17 protein-coding genes are annotated in these 22,492 nt (G+C 71.5%); 4 read left to right on the forward strand and 13 right to left on the reverse strand.

Going from position 1 to position 22,492, the window contains the following annotated elements; translation table 11 throughout:
* Positions 1 to 324 precede the first annotated feature (324 nt).
* The 4 genes from gshB to OWM54_RS21250 form a co-directional block, all read right to left on the reverse strand.
* Positions 325 to 1,290, reverse strand: coding sequence for a glutathione synthase (gene gshB, locus OWM54_RS21235; protein ID WP_267698645.1), 966 nt, complete (start codon positions 1,288 to 1,290; stop codon positions 325 to 327).
* A 72-nt stretch (positions 1,291 to 1,362) separates the two neighbouring features.
* A complete protein-coding gene (locus OWM54_RS21240) occupies positions 1,363 to 2,991 on the reverse strand; it encodes a protein kinase domain-containing protein (RefSeq protein ID WP_420715339.1) in 1,629 nt (542 codons plus the stop codon).
* Positions 2,992 to 3,654: 663 nt separating this feature from the next.
* On the reverse strand, positions 3,655 to 3,951 hold the full coding sequence (locus OWM54_RS21245; RefSeq protein ID WP_141325271.1) for a hypothetical protein: 297 nt from the start codon (positions 3,949 to 3,951) through the stop codon (positions 3,655 to 3,657).
* Between the two features lie 21 nt (positions 3,952 to 3,972).
* A complete protein-coding gene (locus tag OWM54_RS21250) occupies positions 3,973 to 4,263 on the reverse strand; it encodes a hypothetical protein (protein WP_141325272.1) in 291 nt (96 codons plus the stop codon).
* A 462-nt stretch (positions 4,264 to 4,725) separates the two neighbouring features.
* Between OWM54_RS21250 and OWM54_RS21255 the strand changes: the two genes are divergently transcribed.
* Positions 4,726 to 6,915 (forward strand): tenascin-X, encoded by a 2,190-nt coding sequence (locus OWM54_RS21255; protein WP_223749489.1) that lies wholly within the window; start codon positions 4,726 to 4,728, stop codon positions 6,913 to 6,915.
* On the opposite strand, the gene OWM54_RS21260 is transcribed toward OWM54_RS21255, so the two are convergent.
* The 7 genes from OWM54_RS21260 to OWM54_RS21290 all read right to left on the reverse strand — a co-directional run bounded on the left by OWM54_RS21260 (position 6,894) and on the right by OWM54_RS21290 (position 15,717).
* Positions 6,894 to 8,279: a DUF4166 domain-containing protein gene (locus OWM54_RS21260; protein WP_267698646.1), complete on the reverse strand. Its 1,386-nt coding sequence runs from the start codon at positions 8,277 to 8,279 to the stop codon at positions 6,894 to 6,896. The genes OWM54_RS21255 and OWM54_RS21260 overlap by 22 nt on opposite strands.
* A 209-nt stretch (positions 8,280 to 8,488) precedes the next feature.
* Positions 8,489 to 9,694 carry an SRPBCC family protein gene (locus OWM54_RS21265; RefSeq protein WP_267698647.1) on the reverse strand — a complete coding sequence of 402 codons (1,206 nt, stop codon included), beginning with the start codon at positions 9,692 to 9,694 and terminating at the stop codon, positions 8,489 to 8,491.
* 583 nt (positions 9,695 to 10,277) lie between these two features.
* Positions 10,278 to 11,741: a tetratricopeptide repeat protein gene (locus OWM54_RS21270; RefSeq protein WP_267698648.1), complete on the reverse strand. Its 1,464-nt coding sequence runs from the start codon at positions 11,739 to 11,741 to the stop codon at positions 10,278 to 10,280.
* A gap of 147 nt (positions 11,742 to 11,888) precedes the next feature.
* Positions 11,889 to 12,590, reverse strand: a complete 702-nt coding sequence (locus OWM54_RS21275) for a head GIN domain-containing protein (RefSeq protein WP_223749486.1) — start codon at positions 12,588 to 12,590, stop codon at positions 11,889 to 11,891.
* A 76-nt stretch (positions 12,591 to 12,666) separates the two neighbouring features.
* On the reverse strand, positions 12,667 to 12,981 hold the full coding sequence (locus OWM54_RS21280; RefSeq protein WP_267698649.1) for a PEGA domain-containing protein: 315 nt from the start codon (positions 12,979 to 12,981) through the stop codon (positions 12,667 to 12,669).
* Positions 12,974 to 15,214, reverse strand: coding sequence for a serine/threonine-protein kinase (locus OWM54_RS21285; protein ID WP_267698650.1), 2,241 nt, complete (start codon positions 15,212 to 15,214; stop codon positions 12,974 to 12,976). The genes OWM54_RS21280 and OWM54_RS21285 overlap by 8 nt, the downstream gene beginning before the upstream one ends.
* A gap of 77 nt (positions 15,215 to 15,291) precedes the next feature.
* On the reverse strand, positions 15,292 to 15,717 hold the full coding sequence (locus OWM54_RS21290) for a helix-turn-helix domain-containing protein (protein WP_267698651.1): 426 nt from the start codon (positions 15,715 to 15,717) through the stop codon (positions 15,292 to 15,294).
* Positions 15,718 to 15,920: 203 nt separating this feature from the next.
* Between OWM54_RS21290 and OWM54_RS21295 the strand changes: the two genes are divergently transcribed.
* Both OWM54_RS21295 and OWM54_RS21300 read left to right on the forward strand, forming a co-directional pair.
* Positions 15,921 to 16,274: a hypothetical protein gene (locus OWM54_RS21295; protein ID WP_267698652.1), complete on the forward strand. Its 354-nt coding sequence runs from the start codon at positions 15,921 to 15,923 to the stop codon at positions 16,272 to 16,274.
* 190 nt (positions 16,275 to 16,464) lie between these two features.
* The gene (locus OWM54_RS21300; protein ID WP_267698653.1) at positions 16,465 to 18,360 is read left to right on the forward strand and encodes a ribonuclease R family protein; all 1,896 of its coding nucleotides are present in this window, start codon (positions 16,465 to 16,467) and stop codon (positions 18,358 to 18,360) included.
* A 14-nt stretch (positions 18,361 to 18,374) separates the two neighbouring features.
* Here OWM54_RS21300 and OWM54_RS21305 read toward each other — a convergent pair whose 3' ends face one another.
* Both OWM54_RS21305 and OWM54_RS21310 read right to left on the reverse strand, forming a co-directional pair.
* Positions 18,375 to 19,133, reverse strand: a complete 759-nt coding sequence (locus tag OWM54_RS21305) for a hypothetical protein (protein ID WP_223749482.1) — start codon at positions 19,131 to 19,133, stop codon at positions 18,375 to 18,377.
* A 197-nt stretch (positions 19,134 to 19,330) separates the two neighbouring features.
* Entirely contained in the window at positions 19,331 to 19,828 is a 498-nt protein-coding gene (locus tag OWM54_RS21310; protein WP_223784220.1) for a YkgJ family cysteine cluster protein, read from the reverse strand.
* 584 nt (positions 19,829 to 20,412) lie between these two features.
* Between OWM54_RS21310 and OWM54_RS21315 the strand changes: the two genes are divergently transcribed.
* A complete protein-coding gene (locus tag OWM54_RS21315; protein ID WP_267698654.1) occupies positions 20,413 to 22,452 on the forward strand; it encodes a PilZ domain-containing protein in 2,040 nt (679 codons plus the stop codon).
* The last annotated feature ends 40 nt before the right edge of the window (positions 22,453 to 22,492 follow it).

The following is a 22,492-nucleotide window of genomic DNA, read 5'->3' on the forward strand; positions in this document are numbered from 1 at the left end:
AACCGTCCTTCAGCTCACCTTCACTCGGAGAATCGGTCCGGACGGGCCCGTCGACGGATTGTTCTCCCGACGTCAGCGGTCACCCGCGAAGAAGACGACCTCACCAACGTCGATTCAGGGCCGGGGCCATCCGCGATGGACAGGGCGGGGTCGCAGGAGCCCGCCCCGGTGGGCTGCTGTCATCCCGTCACACCCGTAACCCGCGCCCGGCATGAGGCTCTCCGCACGTCCCACGGAGGCACGCGCCCCGCCCTCCCGAACGATGGCGCGGACAGGGCCGGGGCATCCACCACGAGCCCCGGCCCAGCACACCGCGCCCGGACCTCAGGCCTTCGGGCGCCGTGCCGCCAGTCGCTCGGCCACGTCGAGGACGCGGGCCTCGATGCACACGTCGTCCAGGTGGTTCGCCTCCACCAGGCCCGTGGGGCTCGTCACGTTCACCTCGGTGAGGTAGTCGCCGAGCACGTCGATGCCCACGAGCAGGAGCCCGCGCTTGCGCAGCTCCGGCTTGAGCCGCTCGCAGATCTCCAAATCGCGCGCCGACAGCACCGCCTTGTGGGGCGTCCCCCCGGCGGCCATGTTCCCTCGGTGGTCATCCCCGGACGGCACGCGCAGCACGCCGCCCACGGGCTCACCGTCCACCAGGATGATGCGCTTGTCGCCCTGTCGGCTCTCCGGGATGTACGCCTGCGCGACGACGGCCTCGCGGCCTCCGCTGGTGAGCAGCTCCGCGGCGGAGCGCGCGTTGCGGTCCCCCGGCGCGAGGAAGAGGATGCCCTTGCCACCGAAGCCATCCACCGGCTTGAGGATGGTGCCCTGCGCGTTCCTCGCGATGAAGTCCAGGAGCACCGGCAGCTCCCTCGTGATTCGCGTGTCCGGCATCAGGTCCGGGTAGCGCAGACTGAAGAGCTTCTCGTTCGCGTCGCGGATGCCCGCCGGGTCGTTGATGTAGACGGGCGGGCGGTCCCCACACAGCTCCACCAGCTGCGTGGCGTGCAGGAACTCCGCGTCCACCGGCGGGTCCTTGCGCAGGAACAACACGTCCACCGTCGACAGCTCGCGCGGCGCCTCGTCCAGCACGTCGAAGTGCCGTCCCAGCTCCCGGCGCACCGTGACGTGGCGCATGCGCGCCTCCGCCACCCGACCGTTGAAGCGCAGCCACCCTTGCTCGAAGTAGACCACCCGGTGGCCCCGCTTCTGCGCCTCCAGCATCAGCGCGAAGGTGGAGTCGTGGTCCACCCTCACCGTCTCGAGGGGGTCCATCAGGAAGCCAAGGGTGAGCGGGGCCATGGGTCTCGAAAGGAAGGATGAGGGGGCGCGAAGATAACAGGCCCCCTCGTCATCGCAGCGGATTCACACCCCTCAGGGCAGGTCCTGCCAGCTCTCGAATTTGCTCACCGTCGTCTCCCCGGCGCTGATGACCACGGGCAGGGAGCGCGACTTGCCCTGGGGGTCGACGATTCTCAGCGTGTGCTTGCCCACCGGCACGGAGACCCCCAAGAGCGGCGTCACGCCGAGCTTCTTGCCTCCCAGATACACGGGCGCCGACTGCCCCGTGATGTTGAAGGTCAGCTTGCCCGTGGCTCGCGAGGGCCTGGTGCGCTCCGGCTTCGAGCCCTCGTCCGGCGACTCCCCCGGCGCGGCGACGTTCTTCGGCGCGGGCTCCGGCTTCGCGCCCGGAACAGGTTCATCGGGCCCCGGTCCCAGATTCCCCGCCATGCCCCCCGGCTGGATGGGACGCAGCCTGGCGTCCTGCGGCTCCTCCTCCCGCACGGGCACCATCGTCGCCGAGTCATCCAGCGCGCGGCTCAGCTTCACCGCGCCATAGATGCCTCCGCCGAGGATGCTCAGCAGCACCAGCCCCCAGAGCACATTGGACCGGAGCTTCTGCGCGGGCGTGAGCTCGTCACCGTCCAGCGGCGGCAACGGCGCCTCGGTCTTCACCGTCGACACCTTGCGCGAGGGCTTCTTGCCGCCCTTCATCGGCGTGTTGCCCGACCGGGGCGTGGCCATCTCCTCGCGCACCGGCAGGTACGGCCCGTCATCCCCGCGCAGGGCGCGCTTCGCGGAGTCCACCATGAGCGAGCTGGCCGTGCCGTCCACGCTCTCCAGCAGCGCGCGCGTGGCCGCCATCCGCTCCGCGAACATCTCCTTCATCAGGGTGGCGCGGTGCTCCGCGTCCTGCATCAGCGTCCCCGCCGCCGCCTCCAGCGCCCGCGCCATGTCCCGCCCGTTGGCGAAGCGCTTCTCACGGCTGCGCTCCAGCGCCTGCATCACCACCTTGGAGATCTGCTCCGACACGTGCGGCGTGACGTGTGAGGGCCAGGGGATGGGCGCCTCGAGGATCTTCATCATCTCGTCGCGCTCCGTCCTGCCCGCGAACAGGCGCGCGCCGGTGAGCATCTCGTGCAGCATCACCCCCACGGAGAACAGGTCGCTGCGCCCATCCAGCTTCTCGCCGCGCACCTGCTCCGGGGACATGTAGCCGGTGGTGCCCTTCACCGTGCCCGCGTGCGTGCGCTCCAGGCTGTTCTTCGCCTTGGCGATGCCGAAGTCGAGCAGCTTCACCATGCCGTCGTACGTCACCATGATGTTCTTCTGGGCGACGTCGCGGTGGATGACGGGGCTGGGCTCGCCCGAGGGCGCGGTGAAGGTGTGCGCGTAGTGCAGCGCCATGCAGACGTCGCGCGCCACCGACAGCGTGAAGCCCAGCGGCACCGGGCGATGGTGGCGCAGGCACGCGCTCGTTATCTGGTTCAGGTTCTGCCCGGCGATGAACTCCATCGCCAGGAAGAGGCCGTCCTCCTCCTGCCCCAGGTCGAACACCTGCGCGATGTTCGGGTGGTTGAAGGCCGCGGTGATGCGCGCCTCGTCCAGGAACATCCGCTCGAACTGCTCGTTGTCCCGAGCGTCCGGCAGGATGCGCTTCACCACCACGTACTTGCGGAAGCCACCCGGACCCGAGGTGAAGCCGAGGAACAGCTCGGCCATGCCACCCACGGACAGCTGCGTGACGACCTCGTACTTCCCGATGCGCTCGCCCCGATAGAAATCGATGGGTCAACCCTCCTCGCCAGCGCCCCGCCACCGGAGCCGCAACGCCGCCGAGGATAACAGGCTTGTATGGCGCGGACCTGCGGTGAGAACACGCCGTCACCCACCGTCTTCCCGTCATCCACCACGAGCCTGTGGATGGCCTGTGGACAGCGGGGGGATGGCTGTGGAGAAACCCCGGCGTGGATCAACCCCTGTGGGTGGCCGGGGGAAACCGCCAATTTACCCACATGTAGCATCGCGCGAATTCGTCAGTCATCCCGCGAGCTTGCTGACTTGTCCCCAACTCCGTGCCCTCTACTTCTTCCACCACTTGATCAATACCCCATCTCCCTTTTGAAGAAGCAGACGGTGCCTGTGACTTGCGCCTGTGGATGAGCGCCACACGGCTGTAACACCCTGGCATCCGGGCACGCGGGCGGCGCCCACGGCGGCACGCGGGCCTCCAGGCGCGAAGCCATCAGGAGCCCACGCCGGCAGGCCTCGCCAGGCGGCCGTGGAGGGCCCTGGGGCGCGCGCCGGGCCTTCGCGGGCACACCGGGAGCTTCCCAGGTCGGAACAGGGCGCCAGCAGGCGCTGGGGGCCTTGGGCCTTGGACGCTCAGGTCAGCGCGGCGCGCAGACGCTCGAGGAGGCCGGGCAGGGCCGTGAGCAGTTCACGGTCCGTGTGCTCCAGGGCATTGCGGAGGATTTCGAGGTCCTCGGCCGAGCGCTCCGCGTTCACCATCCGCTGGAGCATGCGCAGCCGCTGGTTGCGCAGCACGAGGCGCGCGAGGGTGTCCTCCAGCTCCTCGCCGAGCGCGTCATCCAGCTGCAGGTCGCGGCTGATGAGCTCGCGCAGCTGCTCGACCAGATAGGTCAGGTCCCAGGATTCTTCGTAGCCGGCCCGTCGAGACATTGCTTCCACGCATCACCGGGCTCAGCCCAGCGCTCGAGCCCGGGAGAGCCCGGCCAGGGTCAGCCGGGCACGGGACGGGTCCATCTCCACGGTGACGTGGCACTCGTCGAAGTCCAGGTTCAGCGCATACGGCTCCGACGCGGGCAAAAGGCCGCGCTCCTGGTGCGCCAGCGCGGCCATGCGGAAGAGCTCCGACAGCAGCGCCTGCCGCGTCTTGGGCGTCAGCCCGTCCACGGTGCCTTGCAGGCTGCGTGGGATGAGCACGGTGAAGGCCTGGGAGGACGTAGAGCCCGTGTCGGCGACGGAGGTCATGCCCGCGCCGATTGCGAGAACCGTACCTTTCCTGGATCCAACCATTCCGCGCGGTTGGAGTGGGTCGGCCGCGACCGTCTGAAAAAATCACAGGGTGTTCGTGGCCGCGGTCTGAAGTGTCTTCGGGAAGGCGCGCCTTCCGGGCCTCCACCGGCTTCCATTACCCGAGTGGATGAGGATTCCGTCCGACGTTCATCTCTGCGGCGAGCTTGCGACTTCAGGGTGCTGGTGGCGCGGCGTCCGCCGCGGTGTCCGGTGAGGGCCCTGGGGAGGTCCTGGAAGTCGTCACGCAGGGAACGTGTGTCGCCACGTGCTGGCGTGAGCGCGCCGTGACGCGAGCGTTCAGCAGCCGAAACGCGCGGGCAGCGTGAGAGGCGGTGGCGGACAGGCGCGAGGTGCTCACCCCTCGCATCACGGGGAGCCCGGGGCTATACGCGGAGGGCTGGAGTCCGGGAGGCACCCATGGCGCGCGCGACGAGCACAGGCGGGGCGGGGTGGGCCGTCATCGTGATGGCGGTGGTGTTGGGCACGGGGCTTGTCGCGTGCCGCGAGGACCCGTCGCTGGTGGGCGCGCAGGGTCGGCTGCGGTTGTCCGTCGACCGGCTCGACTTTCCCTTCGCGTATCCGGGTGGCACGCGTGAGGCGGAGGTGCGCGTGCTCAACGCGGGGCGCGCGCCGCTGGACGTGACGTGGACCGCGGTGGAGGCCCCGTTCTCGCTGGTGGAGGGGCTGCCCTCGCGCGTGGGGATGGAGGAGGTGCCCGTGCGGGTGCGCTTCGGTCCCCGGGCCATCGGCACTTTCGAGTCGCGGCTGGTGGGCACCGCGTCGGATGGAGGGCGCGTGGAGCTGGTGCTGGCGGGCGAGGCGCGGCCGACGCCCGACTGTGTCCCGGTGGTCTGCGCGACCTCGACGTTCGACCCCGTCACCGAGCGCTGCGTGGAGACGGTGTCGCCGGACGGCACCGCGTGCAACCCGGGCAGCGCGTGTCTCACCATGGCCACCTGTCAGCAGGGGCGGTGTCGGGGGCAGGAGCGGCCGTGTGACGACGGGAACGCGTGCACCACGGATGCGTGCCATGCGCTGGATGGGTGCCGCTCGGTGCCGGCGCCGCCGTGTCCCGGGGGTGGGCCGTGCCAGGTGGGCACGTGCGACCCGAAGCTCGGGTGCGGCCTGGCGGACGCGCCCGATGGCACCTTCTGCGGGACGGAGCGCGGCTGCGACGCGGCGGACGTGTGCATCGAGGGCGCGTGCGCGCGGAGGGACTTGCCGGACGGCTTCGTCTGCGCGTCGGCCAGTCCGTGTCAGGCGGAGGGCCGGTGTCGCGGGCCCGTGTGCGAGCGCCCCGCCGCGGTGACGCTGGCGCCGGACTGGAGCCTCGACGCGGCGGCGTACCCGCGCAACCTGCATGATTTGCTGGTGGGGCCCGAGGGGGACGTGACGCTGTCGGGCTTCTACGAGTCGGCGCTGCTGGACGCGGCGGCGCCGACGCCCATGCTGAGCCGGGACGCGGCCCGGCGGTGCATGCTGTGGAATGACCGGCTGTTGTGCATGGATTTGCCCGAGGACGGCACGGTGTCGCTGATGGAGCGGTACACGGGGGTGCCTCGGTGGACCTTCACGCTGGGGGACGCGCGGCCGGACATCCGTCAGCGCACGGAGACGCTCTTCCTGGCGCGGCTGGCGGTGATGGCGCCGGACCGGCTGGCGGCGCTCTTCGAGGCGTATCCCGCGGGGGAGCGGCGCGAGACGTTGTGCCGCATGTACTTCCTGGTGGTGTTGGACGCGTTCGGACAGATGGTGTCCGCGCAGGAGCTGACGGACCCGCTGTTGTCCGAGTGCAACCACCCGCACCCTTTCGGCGTCGTGTCCGACGCGGCGGGGGATTTGTATGTGTCCTTCTCGCAGACGCTGAACGTGGGGGCGCCGCTGCATGCGGGCGCGCCTTCGTTGTTGATGGCGTTCTCGTCGGACGGGGTGCCGCGCTGGCGCAAGTCCCAGGGGCAGCGCGCCGGAGAGCTGGCGGTGGTCGACGGGCTGCTCTTCGCGGAGCGGGGCGGGCAGGCGCTGCGCACGGCGGATGGCTCGGTGGCAGGGACGATTCCGCAGGTCTTCGGCCGCGTGGTGGCCACGCGCGAGCGACTGGTGCCGAGCGCGCCGGGCACGACGGTGAATGTCGGCGACGAGGGCAACGCGCCCGCGCCCACGCAGCTGCGGGGCTTCGCGCTGCCGTCACTGAGCCCCGTGTGGACGTACTCGCTTCGCTCGGGACAGTCGCTCACCACGAAGGAGCTGCGGCTGGCGACGTGGCCGGAGACGCCGGGGCTGCCACCGAGGACGCTGGTGCTCACCACGGCGACGGATGCGGACGACGCGCAGCTGCTCGTGGGCGTGCGGGTCTCCGACGGCAGCGAGGCGTTCCAGTGCCGGTTGGACTACCAGGCGCGCACCATGCCCCAGTTGCTGGAGCTGGCGCCGGGCGCGCTGCTGATGATGGATGGGGCCGAGACGTGCGGCGAGTGCGACCCGCCGTTCGCCTCCAGCCAGGCGCGCTTCCAGCGCTTCCCGATGCCGGGATTGCTGCCCGCGAACGAGCCCTGGCCCGGGACCTTTGGTGGGCCGGGACACGACCATCACGAGGGCGCGGCCCACTGAGCCTCGTAGTGGATGCAGCCCAGGGGCGCGCGGGACGACGAGCTCCAGCGGAAGGTGCCGATGATGTCCACGCGGGTGGGGTCCACGCGTGAGGGGAGGATGCGGAACTCCACGCCGCGTCCCACGGGGGGCAGCACCAGCCCGTGCCACCTCAGCGTGCCGCCTCGCAGCCGGATGCCGCCGTCGTCGAGCACCGACACGTCCAGCGCCAGGTCGAGGCCGTGCTCGACGAAGACCTCGTGGAGCTGGTTGCCTCGCAGGACGAAGTCCGAGTCGAAGCTGCGCAGGGCTCCGTCGCAGTACAGCTCGCGGACGAAGTGCATCGAGCCATCGGCGCGGCGGAAGGTCCGGAAGCGTCCGGGGAACGTGCGTGCCCCGTGCTCGAAGAGGCCCTGGCCCGACAGTCGCGTCGCGACCCAGGCCAACACCCGCGCGGTGCGCGAGGAGAACGTCACCGAGGCGCGCACGTTCCAGGCGCCGGGGTTGGCGTAGAAGCGGATGACCCGCTCGTCCACGCGGGACACCTCCGGGCCCATCGCGCTCGCGAGCAGGGACCAGGCATCCGAGGGTCTCGTGCGCTGTCCCCGATGCAGCGCCTTCACGCCCCGCCGGTACACTCCCGCCGCCGTCCACGCGGTGAGGAAGCTCGAGAGCAGCAGCCACGCCGCGTGGCGCTCGCCGACGAGGCCCGGGGCCCGATGCCAGCGCGGCAGGCACAGCGCGCGCAGCGTGGCCCAGGCGTAGTGACGCAGGAGCACCCAGCCCGCGCTCGTCAGTCGCACCACCGAGAGCGCGAGCCCGTGCGCGATGGCGCTCTCCCCGGGCACCGCGCCCGCCAGCGCGTGCTGGTCGAAGAAGCGCGCGCCCAGCGTCATCTCCACGTGCTGGACGAGCAGGCGCCACAGCGGCTCGCGCTCATGGGCTCGAGCCTCCTCGAGGAACGCCGCCTCATGACCGAGCTCGCGTCCGCGCGCGACATCGACCATGTGGGCTTCAATCCATCGCTCGTCGCGCACCTCCATCGGCAGGCCCTCGGCGCATGCGCTCGCATAGGCGCTCCACTCCGGCGTGCGAGGCAGCCCGGTCTCATCCACCGGCATGACCGCGGCGCCCAGACGGGCGAAGGGCTCGGACACGCCCCAGAAGCGGCCCAGCGTCACGGCGCTGGCCGCGAGCAGGTGCACCTGGGCCATGCGGCATGGATTCACCCGGTAGAAGTCCGCGAGCAGCCCGAGCGACAGTCGACAGGCGCGCTGACGCAGGACGAAGCCGTGCAGTGCCTCAAGCGACGAGTGGGGGAGAGCGTCACGGGCCTCGTCGAGCTCCTCCACGTGGAACGTGTCCTTCCACGAGGCTGCTTCCATGGCATGAGACAGCACTTCGCGTGCCTCGGCAATCGCCGCCGCTTGGAGCGCGCCTTCTCGCGACGTGGCCTCCGTGGCATGAGGCATGGCTTCGCGTGCCTCCGCGAGAGCCGCCGCTGCCCGGAGCACCCCCTCTCTCATCGGCTCACGGGCGTCGGCGTGACGCGCCAGACTCGCCACCCGCGCCTCGAACGTCCTGGCTCCCACGCTCACGGCGACACCTCCACGAGCCGCGCCCCCGGAGCCGGCGCCGTGCCACGCGCCCCCCCACCCAGCCAGCTCCGTGCCGCGTCCGGCGCAGGCTGCCTGCCCAGCGTCCGTGCGAGCACGAACAGCGCGAACCGCCACCGCGAACGCCCTCGCTTCGTGGCCTGTTCATCTCCCGCGCACCACCGCCGCAGCGTCTCGAATCCCCACTCCGTCCCCAGCCGCATGATGGGACGGAAGAGCACCGCATCGAGCACCTCGCCCAGCACCCCATGCCGCGTCTGGTAGTCGAACACCGTCTTGAAGAACGTCCCCTCGGGACGGCGCTCGTACAGCCACACCCCGCGCCCCCGCAGGATGGGGCTGCGCCAGTCCTCCGAGCCGAACTCGAACGTCGAGCGCACGTTCGGCGTGTTCGCCAGGTAGCGCCCCCACCCCACGATTTCGAGCCCGAAGCCCAGGTGCGTCCGGTAGTCCATCCAGTGGAACCCCCGAGCGTCCTGCTCCGGCAGATACCGGATGGAGGTGAAGCGCACGTCCCAGGCCACATGCAGCGCCGGCTCCTGCGTCCGCTCCCACACCACCTCCACCGGCGCGGGGATGAGCACCTCCGCGACAATCCTTTGGAGCGCAGGTCGACGCGTTGGCACCCCCGTGGCTCGACGCATCGCCCACCACCGGCCCGCGTCCCGGGTGAAGGTGATGAGCGCCGTCACCCCCATCACCGTCATCAGCGCGCGCAGCGCCACCAGCACGTCGGCAGGCTCCCACCGCACCCCCGTGGGCAGCAGCCGGTCCCCCCACACCGCCTGGAACGTGGCCATGAGGTACAGCCCCACCAGCACGCTCAACACCACGTGCGCGAAGTACTCCCCCCGGGGCAGGCCCCCCTGCGGCGCGCGGCTGTCCTTCTCCTCCCAGACGTCCGCGAAGGCGACCCCGACGTCCGCCGCGTACAGCACGACCAGCGCCCCCAGCGCCCACCCCTGGAAGCGCACGTGCGGCACCCAGAGGAACTGCAGCGCGTAGATGAGGTGCCGCGCCGTGTGCCAGAAGACCTCCCGCTGGCACTCGGCGCGCTCGTGCAGCCGGCCGCGCCAGTGGTGGAAGTAGACGACGTCGAAGGCTCCCAACCATCCGATGACGAGCAGCAGGTAGAAGGCGACGTGCATGCCCACGCCCCGGTGCAACGCCGTGGCCAGGGCCACCCGCCCTCGCAAACCTCGGAAACGTCAGGGATTCAGAGGATTCAAAGCGAAGGTCCGTCAACAGCGTGGACAGCGCCGACAACGGGCGTTGTCATCCCCAACTTCTCCACAACGCTTCCGGGTGTGGGCGGCCTTCACCCGGGCTCCGTGCCGGCGCGTCATGAACGGCGCTTCAGGTGTCGGCGGTCCGCGACCCGCGTCGCCAGAGAGGGTCCGGGTCCGCTGTCAATCGCCGACCTGGGGTCTCCGCGCGATTTTCCCGGACGGATGGTGAACGAGGGCCCGTTCAGCGCCCGTCCTGACACGACACCCCCCGCGTCACCGACCCTGCGGGTGGACATGCCGCGCGTACCCGATATTCTTCGCCCCATCGTTGCGTTGAAAGACGTGGACGTGTTCCACCTTGCCCACGCGAGGCCTGACCGGAAATGCCCCCCTGGGTTCCGGCGCTGGTGTGGAAGGAGTGCGGTTGCCCGGACGACCTTGGAGGTCCGGCGTGCGGCGGCTCCGTTGCAGTGTGGGGGGTCTGCTCGGGCCCCGGGGGGAAGAGATTTCCCTGGGGCCCGAGTCACCTCGTCCCTGCCTACGGCCGCGCCTTCGCCGTGCCCGCGGGCGCCTTCGCCACGAAGGCCTCCAGCCAGGTCACCTCGTCGCGGGTGATTTCCATCAGCAGCTCCTCCGTCAACGCCGCCACCGGCCAGCGCTCCAGCGCCGTCTGGTTGAACGTCTTCAGGGTCTGCTCCAGCGCCTCGATTTGCTTCAACGTCAGCGCCCGGCCCGCCTCGTCCCCCATGTCCTGCGCCCCGCCGCGCACCAGTTGGAAGCCCGCCATCCGCTCCACCAACGTGGGCTGCCGCACCAGGCTGGCGCCGATGTCCCGGGTGATGCGACCCAGGCGCTTGAGCCCCTCGGGTGACAGCGAGCCCCGCGTGCCCACGTTGCGCGTGCGCAGGATCCACGTGCCCCGCTCGCCCAGCACGCGCTTGGACACCGCCATCGCCGCCGCGCTGGCGTCCGGCACCCCCACCTCGCGCAGCAGCTCGCGCGAGCGCACGTAGCCGTCGTGGAAGGACGTCTCCCGCCAGGCCGGCAGCGTGGACAGCTTCTCCAGCGCGTCGATCTCCGCCGCCGTCAGCTCGCTGCCGGACTCCGTGTCACCCAGCAGCAGCAGCAGCTGGAGCTGCATCGAGCGCGGGTGCGCCCGGACCAGCGCCTCCAGCTTCTCGCGGAAGATGGTCCGCGCCCGCTCGTGCTCGGACTCCGGCAGCGCCTCGCCGCGCAGCGCGTCCCGCACCGCCACATAGAGGTCCGGGTCCTCCAGCCGGGGCACCTGGTTCAAGAGGAACAGGGCCTGCTCCGGCTCCAGCTTGCGCATGGCCAGCGCCAGCCTCAGCCGGGTGTCGTCGGACGTGGCGCGCGCCCACGCGGCCTTCTCCCAGTCCGCCAGGGCCGGGTCCGGCGGCAGGGGCGTGGCTCCCGGCAACAGCTCGCTCTGCCGGAAGTCGGGACGGCCCAGCTTGTCCCACGCGTCGCGGAAGGCCTGCTGCCAGGTGCCGGCGTCGGGCGCGCGCCGTCGCTCACGCAGCGCCTCCAGCAGCGCCACCTCGGGGCTCCCAGGGGCCTCGGCCTTCAGGCGCTCCAGGACCTCGGCGGCTTCCGGGTCATTGCCCTCCTGCAGCGCCAGACACACGTGCACCAGCAGCGCGGGCGCGAAGCTCGGGGCGAGCATCGTCGCCTCGCCGAGCGACTCGCGGGCCTTCTTCGAGTCACCACTGGCGGCGAAGCGCGCGGCCCGGTCCGTGTGGCGGAGGACCTCCGGCGACGCGGTGTACTTCACGGCGCGCGGGCCCTTGGGCGCGGGGAGCTCCGGGTGCGCATGCCCGTCATGCGGCCCGTGTTCGTCATGCGCGGGGCTCGGCGCGCGGGCGCTCCGGACATAGAGCGCGCCTCCCGCGGCCAGCGCCACCGCCAGCCCCACGCCACTCCACACCGCGGCTCTGCGTCCCGAGGTGCCCTGCGAGGAAGGTGGAGGAATCGGGTCCGTCATGGCGCGGCTTCTCCGGGGGTGGGGGAGGCCGCATTCCAATCGGCCCCGCCCCGTCGGAGCAAGGTGGCCCTCTTCCCAGGTGGGAGTGTCCTTCCCTACCCAGGTGGAAGACGCCGCGCTTCGCGCGGGCGCAAGGCCCGCCGCGCCTCAGTCCTTCGCGTAGAGGACGCGGCTGCCGCCGCTGGCCTGGACCTGGGTGCGGTCGGGACGGGAGACGCACTTCACGGTGGTGCCGCCGCTGGCCTGGACCTCAAGGCTCTCTGACGGGTCCGCCTCCACCTGCGCGCCGCCGCTGGCCTCCACCTCCAAATCCTTCAGGCCCGCGAGCTTCATCGCCTTGACCACCGCCCCGCCGCTGGCCTCGATGTCCAGCTGCTTCGCGCGCCCCTCCAGCTGGACGGTGCCCCCGCCGCTGGCCTCCAGGTCCAGCTTGCGCGTGTCGATGCCCCGCAGGTCGATGGTGGCGCCGCCGCTGGCCTCGATGGAGAAGTCCTCCGAGGTGGCCACCTCACCCTGCGCCGAGCCGCCGCCGCTGACGGAGACCTCCTCCAGCCGCGGCACGGTGATGAAGAGGCGAACCTTGCCGCCGTTGAACGCGTCGCGGAGGCCCTTGCGCTCCACCTTCGTGGCGAGCTCGCCGTCCTCCACCTCGAGCTCCAGGCGGGACAGCAGGTCCGCGGGGCCCTCGACGCGCACGGACTTGGGGCCCACCTTGAGCTCGGCCTTGATGCCGTGGCCCACCTCGATGCTGTGGAAGTCGGGGACGTCCCGCGTCTGCGCGTCCCCGGCCCAGGCGGCTCCGGCGAACATCATCAGGGGGACGAGCAGGGACATCCGGGCGGTCTTCATGGCGTGCTCCCAAAGGGCCGTGGAGCCCGGCAGGGGCTCCGTCATGCCGGGCTACGCACCATGCCGGGAACGATTGCTACTGACGGGACAACATCTCGAGCGGCACCCTCATGGAGGTGGTGTCGCCGGGCTTGATTTCGACCGTCAGCTTGAGTGCCCTGCCTTCCTCGTCCACCAGCTTCAGGGTGTGCTTGCCCGAGGGCACGTTCACCTTGAACAGCGGCGTCTCCCCCAGCAACTGCCCGCCCAGGAACACCTGGGCCTGGGGCTCGGTGCTCAGCGTGAGGAAGCCCGGCTCGCCGGTGGCCAGGGGAGCGGAGTCCCGGGGCTGGGCGCGCTTGTTGGGGGTGCGCGGCGCCTTGGCGCGCGGCGAGGACTTCTCCTCACTCACCGGGCTGGCGGTGTCCGCGACCTCCGTCTCGGCGGGAGCCTCCGGCGCGGCCTCTTCCGGCGCGGAAGCGGGGGGCCCCACCGGTTCGGGCGGTGGCTCCACGGGCCTGCCGGCGAGGGCACCCTGGGTGGGAGCGCTCTCCACCTTGGGTGGGGGTGGAGGCCCGGGCGTCTTCACCTGCGCTGGAGGCAGCGGCGTCACGCGGGGCGCGAGCCCCAGGAGGGGCCGTACCCGGTTGGAGACGACTCCACCGTCGAGCCCCAGTCCCACCACGGCGGTCCCCACCGCGAGCAGCACCAGCACGGTGGCCAGGACCTTGAGGCCGACCCGGGAGCGCGCCGCGGAGACGCCGTTCAGCGTGTGGACATGGGAGTCGTTGTCCTCGGCCTCCGCGAGTGGGGGGGTCCGCCGGTTCTCCTGGAAGGAGCGCGCGGGCTTGGTGGTGGCCTCCAGGTTCGGGTCCGGCGTCTGTAAGGACGCGGGCAGCTGGGCCTGGGTCCTGCGACGAGGAGCCGGGGCGCGGCGGGACGGGCCCGAGTCGGAGGAGGAGAGCGAGGCCACGCGGACCATGGCGGTCTCCTCGTTCCGGGCGGGCGGCATCGGAGCGGGCACCTGGGCGCGCGGGGCCTCCATCGTCCGGCCCGAGCGGGGACGCGAGTCGTTGCGCAGCGTGGTGTCGTCCCCTGCCGAGGGGCGCGAGGGCGGGAGGCGGCGTGCGCGCGGGCCCGGGGGACGGCGCGGCGGAGCGCGTGGAGCCCGAGGTCGTCAGCGCGGCCGGCGGAGGCGGCGTGCGCGCGGGCCCGGGAGACGTCAGCGCGGGGCGCCCCGGCTGGGTGCGGGCCGTGTGCGTCTCATCGTCGGGAGGCCGCGAGGGCAGCGTCTCCGAGGGCGGCGGCGGACGCGAGGGCTCCTGACCGGCGCCCCGGCTGCCCAGCTTCTTCTGGGGCGGCGCCCGGAGCACGGCCTTGCGAGGAGGCTCCGGGTCCGGGGGCGGCGGCGGTGGAGGCGTCGTGGGGAGCGCCGTCGTGGTGGCCCGGCGCGGCGTGGGCTGGGCGCTGGACTGCGGGCCGGACGACTTCACCGTGGGAATCGTCCCCGAGGCCCGACGCGGCATCGGCGCCGAGTCCGGGGGGCCGGAGGTGGTGTTGACGGTGGGAGGCTCGGGGACGTCGGGCGCGGTGGGGGGACTGCCGCCCATGGCCAGCATCTGCGCGACGTTCGTCTCGCCGGTGACGTCGCCCGAGGCGGGGCCGGCGATGAGGAGCTGACGGGTCTGCTCGCGCCGGTCGGCGAAGAGGCGGCGCATCACCTCGCTGCTCTGCTCGGGGTGCCAGATGAGCGGGCCCACCGCGCGCTCCAGGGCGCGGGCGAACTCCAGCGTGGAGGCGTAGCGGTCCTCGCGCCGCCTCGACAGCGCGCGCAGGACGATGGCGTCCAGCTCCGGCGGTATCTGCTTGTTGGCGCGAGAGGGCGGCGTCACCTCGCACTTCAACACCGCGTTCATCATCGCCTCGGCCTGCTTGGCGTAGAACAGCCGCATGCCGGTGAGCAGCTCGTGCAGCACCACGCCCAGGCTGAAAAGGTCGCTGCGCGCGTCCAGCGGGTCGCCCATGATCTGCTCGGGCGACATGTAGCCGCTGGTGCCCTTCACCATGCCCACCGCGGTGCGGCTGGCGCGCGCCAGGCTCTTGGCGATGCCGAAGTCCAACAGCTTGGTGACGCCCTCGTACGTCACCATGATGTTCTTCTCGGCCACGTCCCGGTGGATGACGGGCGAGGGGTGGCCGAGCGGGTCCGTGAAGGTGTGCGCGTAGTGCAGCGCGACGGCCGTGTCGCGCACCGCCATCAGGCTGAAGCCCATGGGGATGGGGTGGTTGGCCTGCCGGCACGCGCGCGCCACCTCCACCAGCGTGGCCCCGGGCACGAACTCCATCGCCAGGAACAGCTCGCCCTCGGCGATGTCCAGGTCGAAGACCTGGGCGATGTGCGGATGGTTGAACGCGGCCGTGACCTTGGCCTCGTCCAGGAACATCCGGATGAACTCTTCCTCACCCCGGATGTCCGGCAGGATCTGCTTGAGCACCACCAGCTTGCGGAAGCCCGCGAGCCCACGCTGCGACGCGAGGAAGATCTCCGCCATCCCGCCCGTGGACAGGCGGCTGAGCACCTCGTACTTGCCCAGCGACCGGCCCCTGGAGGCATCCGGCGCGAGCGGCAGCGTCGTCCCACTCATCGGAAGGCGCCGAATCTACACCGGCAGCCGGACGGACGCGAAAGTCGCGGTCGAAGAAAAGTCCACGAATATCGACATCACGCCGACTTCAACGAATTCTTGATGTCGGGTTCAGGTGCGGCGTGCCTGCGGGGAGCGGCTGCGGGAAGGGTGGCGGCGAGGGCGTTGAGCAGGCGCAGGTCCGAGCGGGACAGGCCGCGCAGCGTCTTGCGGAGGTCCACCAGGGCGGTGGACTCGACGCGCGGGGTGGGTGGAGGGCGCTTGCGACCCGGGGGTGTCTCGATGCTCGCGTCCAGGGCGAGCAGCTGATGGGGCGGCACGCGCAGCACGGTGCACAGGCCCTTGAGGGTGTGGAGGCTGGGGAGCATGTGGCCGCGCTCCAGGCGCGCGTACACCTCGCGGGCCACGCCGAGCCGCTCGGCCACCACTGCCTGCGTCAGTCCCATGTTCCTCCGGGCCGTGCGCGCGGACATGCCCAGATGGATTCCAAGCTCGGTCTTCATTCTTCGTCCGTCGTCAGGAAGGACGCGGAGGCCCCCTCGCCACCGCGAAGGGGCGACCCTACTCCGCGCCGCTCGCGGGACGCACCCACCGTGAAGACTTCCAGGGTGTGCCGTGATGTGTGTCCATGCGGCGCGGGTGGTGTTGGCGCGAGCGGCTGTGTGAAAACCGAGGGGCGATTCGCGCTGGCTGAGGAGGGTGGGGCATGGCGATGAAGACGGTGTGGTTCGACTTCGAGAACACGCGGGACACACCCGTGGAGCTCGTCATGGAGCCCTGGGGGATGCCGCACACCGTGCAGCCTGGCGGCCGGCTCGACATCGCCTGTGAGGGACCAGAGGAGGGAGAGCTCCAGGTGGAGCGTCACGCGGAGGGGCACGTCACCCTGTTCGCCTGGGCGGGGGCCACGTACCGGGTTCTGGAGGGAGGCAAGGAGGTCTACGCCGAGAGCCTGACCTTCCCCGGCATGCCTCCGGGGGTCTCCGCGAAGCGGATGGTGGAGACGCTGTTCGGTTCGGTCGAGCAGCGCCGGGCGATGCGCGACGAGCCCGAGGACTAGGGCGTCAGGAGAACGGGTCGCCCCGCGTCCGGGCCACCGTTCTCATCGTGTTTCGCGCGCTGTTCCCAGCGAGCCCAGGCTCCCCTCGTGAGCCGGCCTCCGGACAGCGCCCTCCTTCCCACTTCACATTCCGCGCGTCCGCATCGCCCGTCCCCGCTGGGACCTGGGCTAAGACGCGCTCCAAGGTTCCATGGATACTCCTGTTTCTCCCCGCACCGTCACCGGCCGCATCGATGTCCACCCGCGAGGCTTCGGCTTCCTCACCGTGCAGGCCCCGGGCTCGCACGAGGTGCTGTCCGCCTTCATCCCGCCCCCGGACCTCAACCCGCTCTTCGCCGGCGACATCGTCACCGGCACCGTGACGGCCGCCGCGGACGGCCGCTGGACGGCGAGCCACCTGTCGCTGGTGGAGCGCCCCCGCACCCGCGTCTATGGCGAGGTCGTCTCGCGCAAGGGCGCCCTGTTCCTGCGCATCGACCGCGAGGTGGGCAACGCGGACTGGGTGCTCGACGCCGGCGCCACCCGCGTGCAGCACGGCGACGCGGTGGTCGCCTCCATCGCCGACGGCAAGGTCGTGCTGCTCTACAAGGTCGAGGCCGGCGAGGACCGCTCGCTCGAGCGCATCATCGCGCGCCATGGCCTGAGCAAGGACTTCTCCCCGCAGGCCCTGGAGGACGCGCGGCTCGCGCGCGAGGTGCCCCACGCCGTGGGCTCCCGACGCGACTTGCGCGACGTTCCCACCGTCACGGTGGACGCGCCGTCCACGCGGGACATCGACGACGCCATCTCCGTGCTGCCCGCGGGTCCCGACGGCGCGCTGCGCCTGCTGGTCTCCATCGCCGACGTGGCCGAGCGCGTGAAGGAGGGCACCACGCTCGACGCGGAGGCCCGTGAGCGCGCCACCAGCGTGTACATGGCGGGCCGCGTGCTGCCGATGCTGCCCGAGTCACTGTCTTCGGACTGGCTGAGCCTGGTGCCGGGACAGGAGCGGCACTGCCTCACGGTGGAGCTGCGCATCGACCCGCAGGGCCGGGTGACGGCGGCGGACGTGTACGAGAGCGTCATCCGCTCCTGGGCGCGGCTCAACTACGACGAGGTGGGCGCCTTCCTCGACCGGGGCGAGGTGTCTCCGCCCATGGAGCCGGTGCGCGAGGTCATGCCGTGGTTCCGCCTGGCCTCGGCGCGACTGGCCGTGGCCCGTGGCGCGCGCGGCGGCATGGAGTTCGCGCGAGATGAAGCGCGGTTCACCTTCGACGCGTCCACCGGCGCGGTCTCCGGCCTCGTCTCCGAGCGCCCCACGTCCGCGCACGGGATGATTGAGCGCTTCATGGTCGCGGCGAACGAGGCCATCGCCACGTGGATGCTGGCGCGCGGCCTGCCCGGTGTCTTCCGCGTGCACGAGCAGCCGGACCCGGAGCGGGTCGCGGACCTCAACGCGTTCGCGGAGCACTCGGGCTTCGCCGCGGGCTTCGGACGGGAGCTGACGCCGCTCGCGCTGGCCGCGTTCGACCGGCAGATTGTGGGCGCCGCCGCGGAGCCGGCGCTGCGCTCGGTGCTGCGCCGCTCGCTGGGCCCGTCGCGCTACACCGTGAAGCCGGGGCCGCACTTCGGCCTCGCGGCGCCCCTGTACCTGCACTTCACCTCGCCCATCCGTCGGTACGCGGACCTGGCGGTGCACCGCACGCTGAAGGGCTACCTGCACGGGCGCCGCGACTACCTGGACGAGGACCCGACGGTGGAGTCGCTCGCCGCGCACATCAACATGCGGGCGCGCTCGGCCAACCGCGCGGAGACGGACCGGCACCATGTGCTGGAGGCGCGGTGGCTGGCGGGCCACGTGGGCAAGGAGTTCTCCGCGCGCATCGTCCGCGTGAAGCCCTTCGGCCTGGTGGCGCAGCTCGACGGCATGCTCGCGGAGGGGACGCTCCCCGCGGAGGGACTGCCCGGCGGCCCGTTCCGTCCGGACGCGCGCGAGCTGTCGCTGGTGGGCAAGGAGCGCGCCTTCACCGTGGGCATGCCGGTGACGGTGAAGGTGGCCTCCACCGACGAGCAGCTCGGACGCGTGGAGCTGGCGCTCGTCGGTTAGACACGGGGGGCGCCTCAGCCGGCGAACGGGAGCCCCTCTGTCTTGGACGAGAGGACGCTCTCGCTCACCCAGCCGACGAGGCCCGTGGAGGACTTCACCAGGAAGGCGTGGGCCTTGACCTTCTGGTTGCCCTTCACTCCGCTGGGCACGGTGACGGGCACGGCGAGCAGCACCTGGATGGCGGAGCCCGTGGCCAGCTGGGCGACGGGCTTCGACGTCGTGCGCTGCTGGAAGATGGGGAAGGACTCGCGCACCTTGGCCTCCTGCCCCACGAAGTAGAACTCCTGGGGCACGTGGTCGAGCTTGCCGGCCTTCGCGTCGAGCACGTACTTGTCGACGCGCGTCCAGAACGACTGCCACGTGCTGGAGAGGATGATGTTGTTGCCCTTCGCCTCGATGGGCGAGCGCACCGAGCCCAGCGACTTGAGCGCCTTGCCATCGAACGCGTAGAGCGTGCTGGCGCTGTCGTGGTCCGTCATGCCGGTGTGCACGGCGACCTCCTTGCGCGGGTCCCCGCTGTCGATGTCGATGATGACGAAGCCGTGCACCTCCGCGTCCGAGCGGACGTTGACGGTGGCGGCGCCGACCTTGAGCACGTAGCCGAACCCCTTGGGGCCCTCCTGGGTCTCCAGCGAGATGTCCTCCGGCTTCCCGTCGCCGTTCAGGTCGACGGACGCGGCCTTCACCAGCGGTTCGTCCCCCGCGAGCGCGAGCGGGGCGTGCAGCAGCGCGAAGGACGACAGGGCGATGGTGGGGAGGAGCGACGTCTTCATGATGGAGATGACCTCGTGAGGACCTGGGCGTCGGGTGAAGGTGCCGCGCGGCGCGCATCGTAGCCTCGCCCGTCCTTCCCGAAGGGCTCCATGCGCCGGTGTCACACCCACGCGCGCCGGAGCGGATTCACCCGCGCTTGTTGAAGCGGGCAGCGTTGAAGGGATTCCAGCTCACGTCCACGCGCGCTGGAGCGGACTCACCCGCGCCGGCCGAAGCGTCCCCGGAAGTGCTTGTCGAGGAAGGCCTCCGTGCTCGCGTAGGCATCCTGCGCGCGCTGGGACAGGGGCCGCGCCGGGTGGGCCTGGGCCGCGCGCCGCGCCCGCTGCATCACCGAGCGGGGCGCGTCCGGCGTCGTGCCCTCCGGCAGCTCGCGCTCCAGGGTCGCCCTCAGCGCATGGGCCTGGTCGACCACGCCGAGCGCCTCCTCCAGGGAGACCTCCTTCTCGGCGAGCGCGGCGAAGAGCTGGCAGTGGTACCGGCGGCAGCTGGCGGGCCGGTCCGCGTACACGGCGCAGGTCCGGCCCTCCAGGGCGCCGCAGTGCTGGGCGAGCGCCTGGGTGCCGTCCTCACGGCGCGCGAGCGGGACCCCGCGCCGCTCAAGCGCGGTGGCCTCGTCGGGCTGGAGCGAGACGTGGGTGAAGAGGCTCCCGTCACAGCACATGCCGCAACGGAGGCAGAGGGTGGACAGGGGCATCGTCTCCCCCTAACGCGTCCGGGCACGTCGTTCCATCTCGACGAGGCGCGGAAGGTGCCCCCGCACGCCTGCCCGTGGGTCGGGGTGCTACCTCCAGGGTGGCCAGGTACGTCCCCCTCCTCCGAGGGAGCCATGCGCGGACCCGGGCCCACACCGGACCGGGTCGAGAACCTGTTCAGGCGGGCGACGAAACAGTGTCCATCGAGCCCGGGAAGCGCCCTGTGCCGCACGGTTCATCCGAGCCCCTCGGGGATCCGCGACCCCGGCGCCGATGTCGAGGAGGCGACGGGGAGCCTGCCCTCGTGGGCGGACAAGACTCGATACGTGCCGGGATGGGTGAAAGCGGACCCGACGGCGAAGCGGTGGGTGTGTCTGGCTTCCGCGAGGCGACTTGTCCCTGAATCCCAGGGGGTTGGCGCGCCGGATGTGGTTCCGCCACGCCTGTACTGTCGAACAAGTTCCCCGCCCCGCAGGAGTGGGCAGGCTATATGAACCCCGGTTCACCCAGGTGGTATCCGTACCGGGGGACTGCTTCCTTTCGCGCGAAGTCGTACAATCGACTCCCTTCTCACAACGGAGCTGGCATGCAGGCGGACACACGGGACGGGACGCGCGGCCGGGAGTCGGTGCTCGGCTACCGGGTGGGGACGGAGCTGACCGCGGTCGCCTCGTTCGGCGACGGTGACGCGCCGGGCCGCCTGGTGCAGCTCTCGCTCGAGCACCTGACATTGCACCTGGACTCCAGGTCCTTGCCGAGCCCCGGACAGGCCGCGTCGGTGGTGCTGGGCCAGGGTGAGCGCTGGGCCACGTCGCTGGCCGCGGAGGTGACGGAGGTGCGCGGCGGCAAGCCGGAGGTGAGCCTGCGCTTCGTGTCGCCGCCGCTCGACGCGGGCCGGCGCATCGTCACGGTGCTGGAGGCGCTGCGCGACAACGGCCTGCTGTTGCCGCCCGAGACGCGGCCCGTGTGGAAGGAGCGCATCGACCGCAAGGAGCGCGTGCTGCGCATCTGCGAGGCGCTGGTGGGACGCCAGGCGCGCGGAGTCGCCCGCACGCCGCAGGGCCAGAAGGTCCCCGTCACCGCCGTCCACTTCGACGCGCACAACGGCCGCATGGGCTGGCGCTTCGAGGGGCCGCTGCCGCAGGGGCCCTTCGTGCTGGAGGCCTTCGGCTACAGCAGCGTCGTCCACCTGGAGATCCACGACGCGCGCGAGGAGGCCGGCTGGGTGATGATGTCCGTGCCCACGGAGGTGGTGCGCTACCGCCACCGCTGGCTGCGCCGCGCCCCGCCGAGCAGCCCGTGCACGCTGTCCTTCGACCACCCGCTGTGGCCCCAGGTGCACGTGCGCCGGCCGGTGTTGGATTTGTCCTACGAGGGCCTGGCCTTCATGACGGAGCCGGGCGAGGACCTGCTCTATCCCGGGCTGCGCCAGCCGGTGCTGGAGGTGGCCATGGAGGGCATGGCGCCGGTGCGGCTGCGCGCGGAGGTGCGCAACATCTCCGGCACCGCGGCGGGCCGTCGGTGCGGCATGTCCGTGCGGCCGCTGGACGCCGAGGGCGCCCGCGCGTGGCGCGCGCTGGTGGAGGCGCAGATGCATCCGTCCACCCGCGTGGAGGGTGACTGGGGCGACGCCACGTGGAAGCTCTTCCAGGGCTCGGGCTACTTCGGGCTGCCGGGCAAGTCGCCCGAGGACTTCACCGAGGAGCGCCCCTGGTTCGACGCCACGCAGGAGCGGCTGGAGGGCCGCACGCGCCTGGGCTACCGCGTGGTGCGTCCGGCGGGTGAGTCGCTGGAGGCCACGCTGTCCGTGGTGAAGCCGTACGAGGGCACGTGGATGGCGCACCAGCTGGCGCGTCAGGCGGTGCCCGGTCAGCGCAGCTCCGCGCGCGAGGCGCTGCGCGACATCTACCTGCGCGGCTACGAGCCCACCCAGGTGGACCCCGACGTGAAGTGGTTCATCGCCTACTGCGAGGCGAACGTGCGCTGGGTGCGCTTCACCAAGTTCGACTTCGCCAGCTGGTACGAGCACACCGGGCAGGCCAGCCTCACGCCCTTCCGCCTGATGGAGGCGGAGGTGGAGCGCGACTGGGACCACCCCGAGGACGTGGACGTCGCCGTGCCCACCGAGGCCGAGCAGGCCCGGTTCTTCCAGGAGGTCGAGCGCACCCGCCCCGTGGCGTACCGCGAGGCGCTGGACCTGGTGCCCGAGAGATTCGAGCTGTCGCGCGCGCGCACCAAGTGGGGCGAGGCGGGCCTGGGCCGCGAGCGCGAGCTGCGCGTGGCCCGCGTGGACGGCAAGGCCGTGGCCTTCGCGGTGATGGAGTCCGCGCAGCCGGGCCTCAACCTCTTCAACGTGCTGGACGGCGTGCGGCTGGTGACGCTCACCGACGACGCGCAGCCGGAGACGCAGCGGGCCATGCTCGCGCTGCTGGCGCACGCTGCGGAGTGGTACCGCCCGCGCGGCCGCCGCGTCTTCGTGCACTACGTGGAGTCGGCGTGCGTGGAGTACGTCGAGCGCGCCGCCCTGGCGGATTTGGGCGAGGGCAAGCTGTGGATCATCTCCTCCGCGCTCCTGCCCGAGTTCCTCGAGCACCTGTGCGAGGCCACCACGCCCCGCGTCGCCTGAGACGACGAAGGCCGGGTGGCCCGAGATGGCTCCACCCGGC

This window comes from Myxococcus sp. MISCRS1 (genome assembly GCF_026626605.1).
In the GTDB taxonomy this organism is placed as follows: Bacteria; Myxococcota; Myxococcia; order Myxococcales; family Myxococcaceae; genus Myxococcus; species Myxococcus fulvus.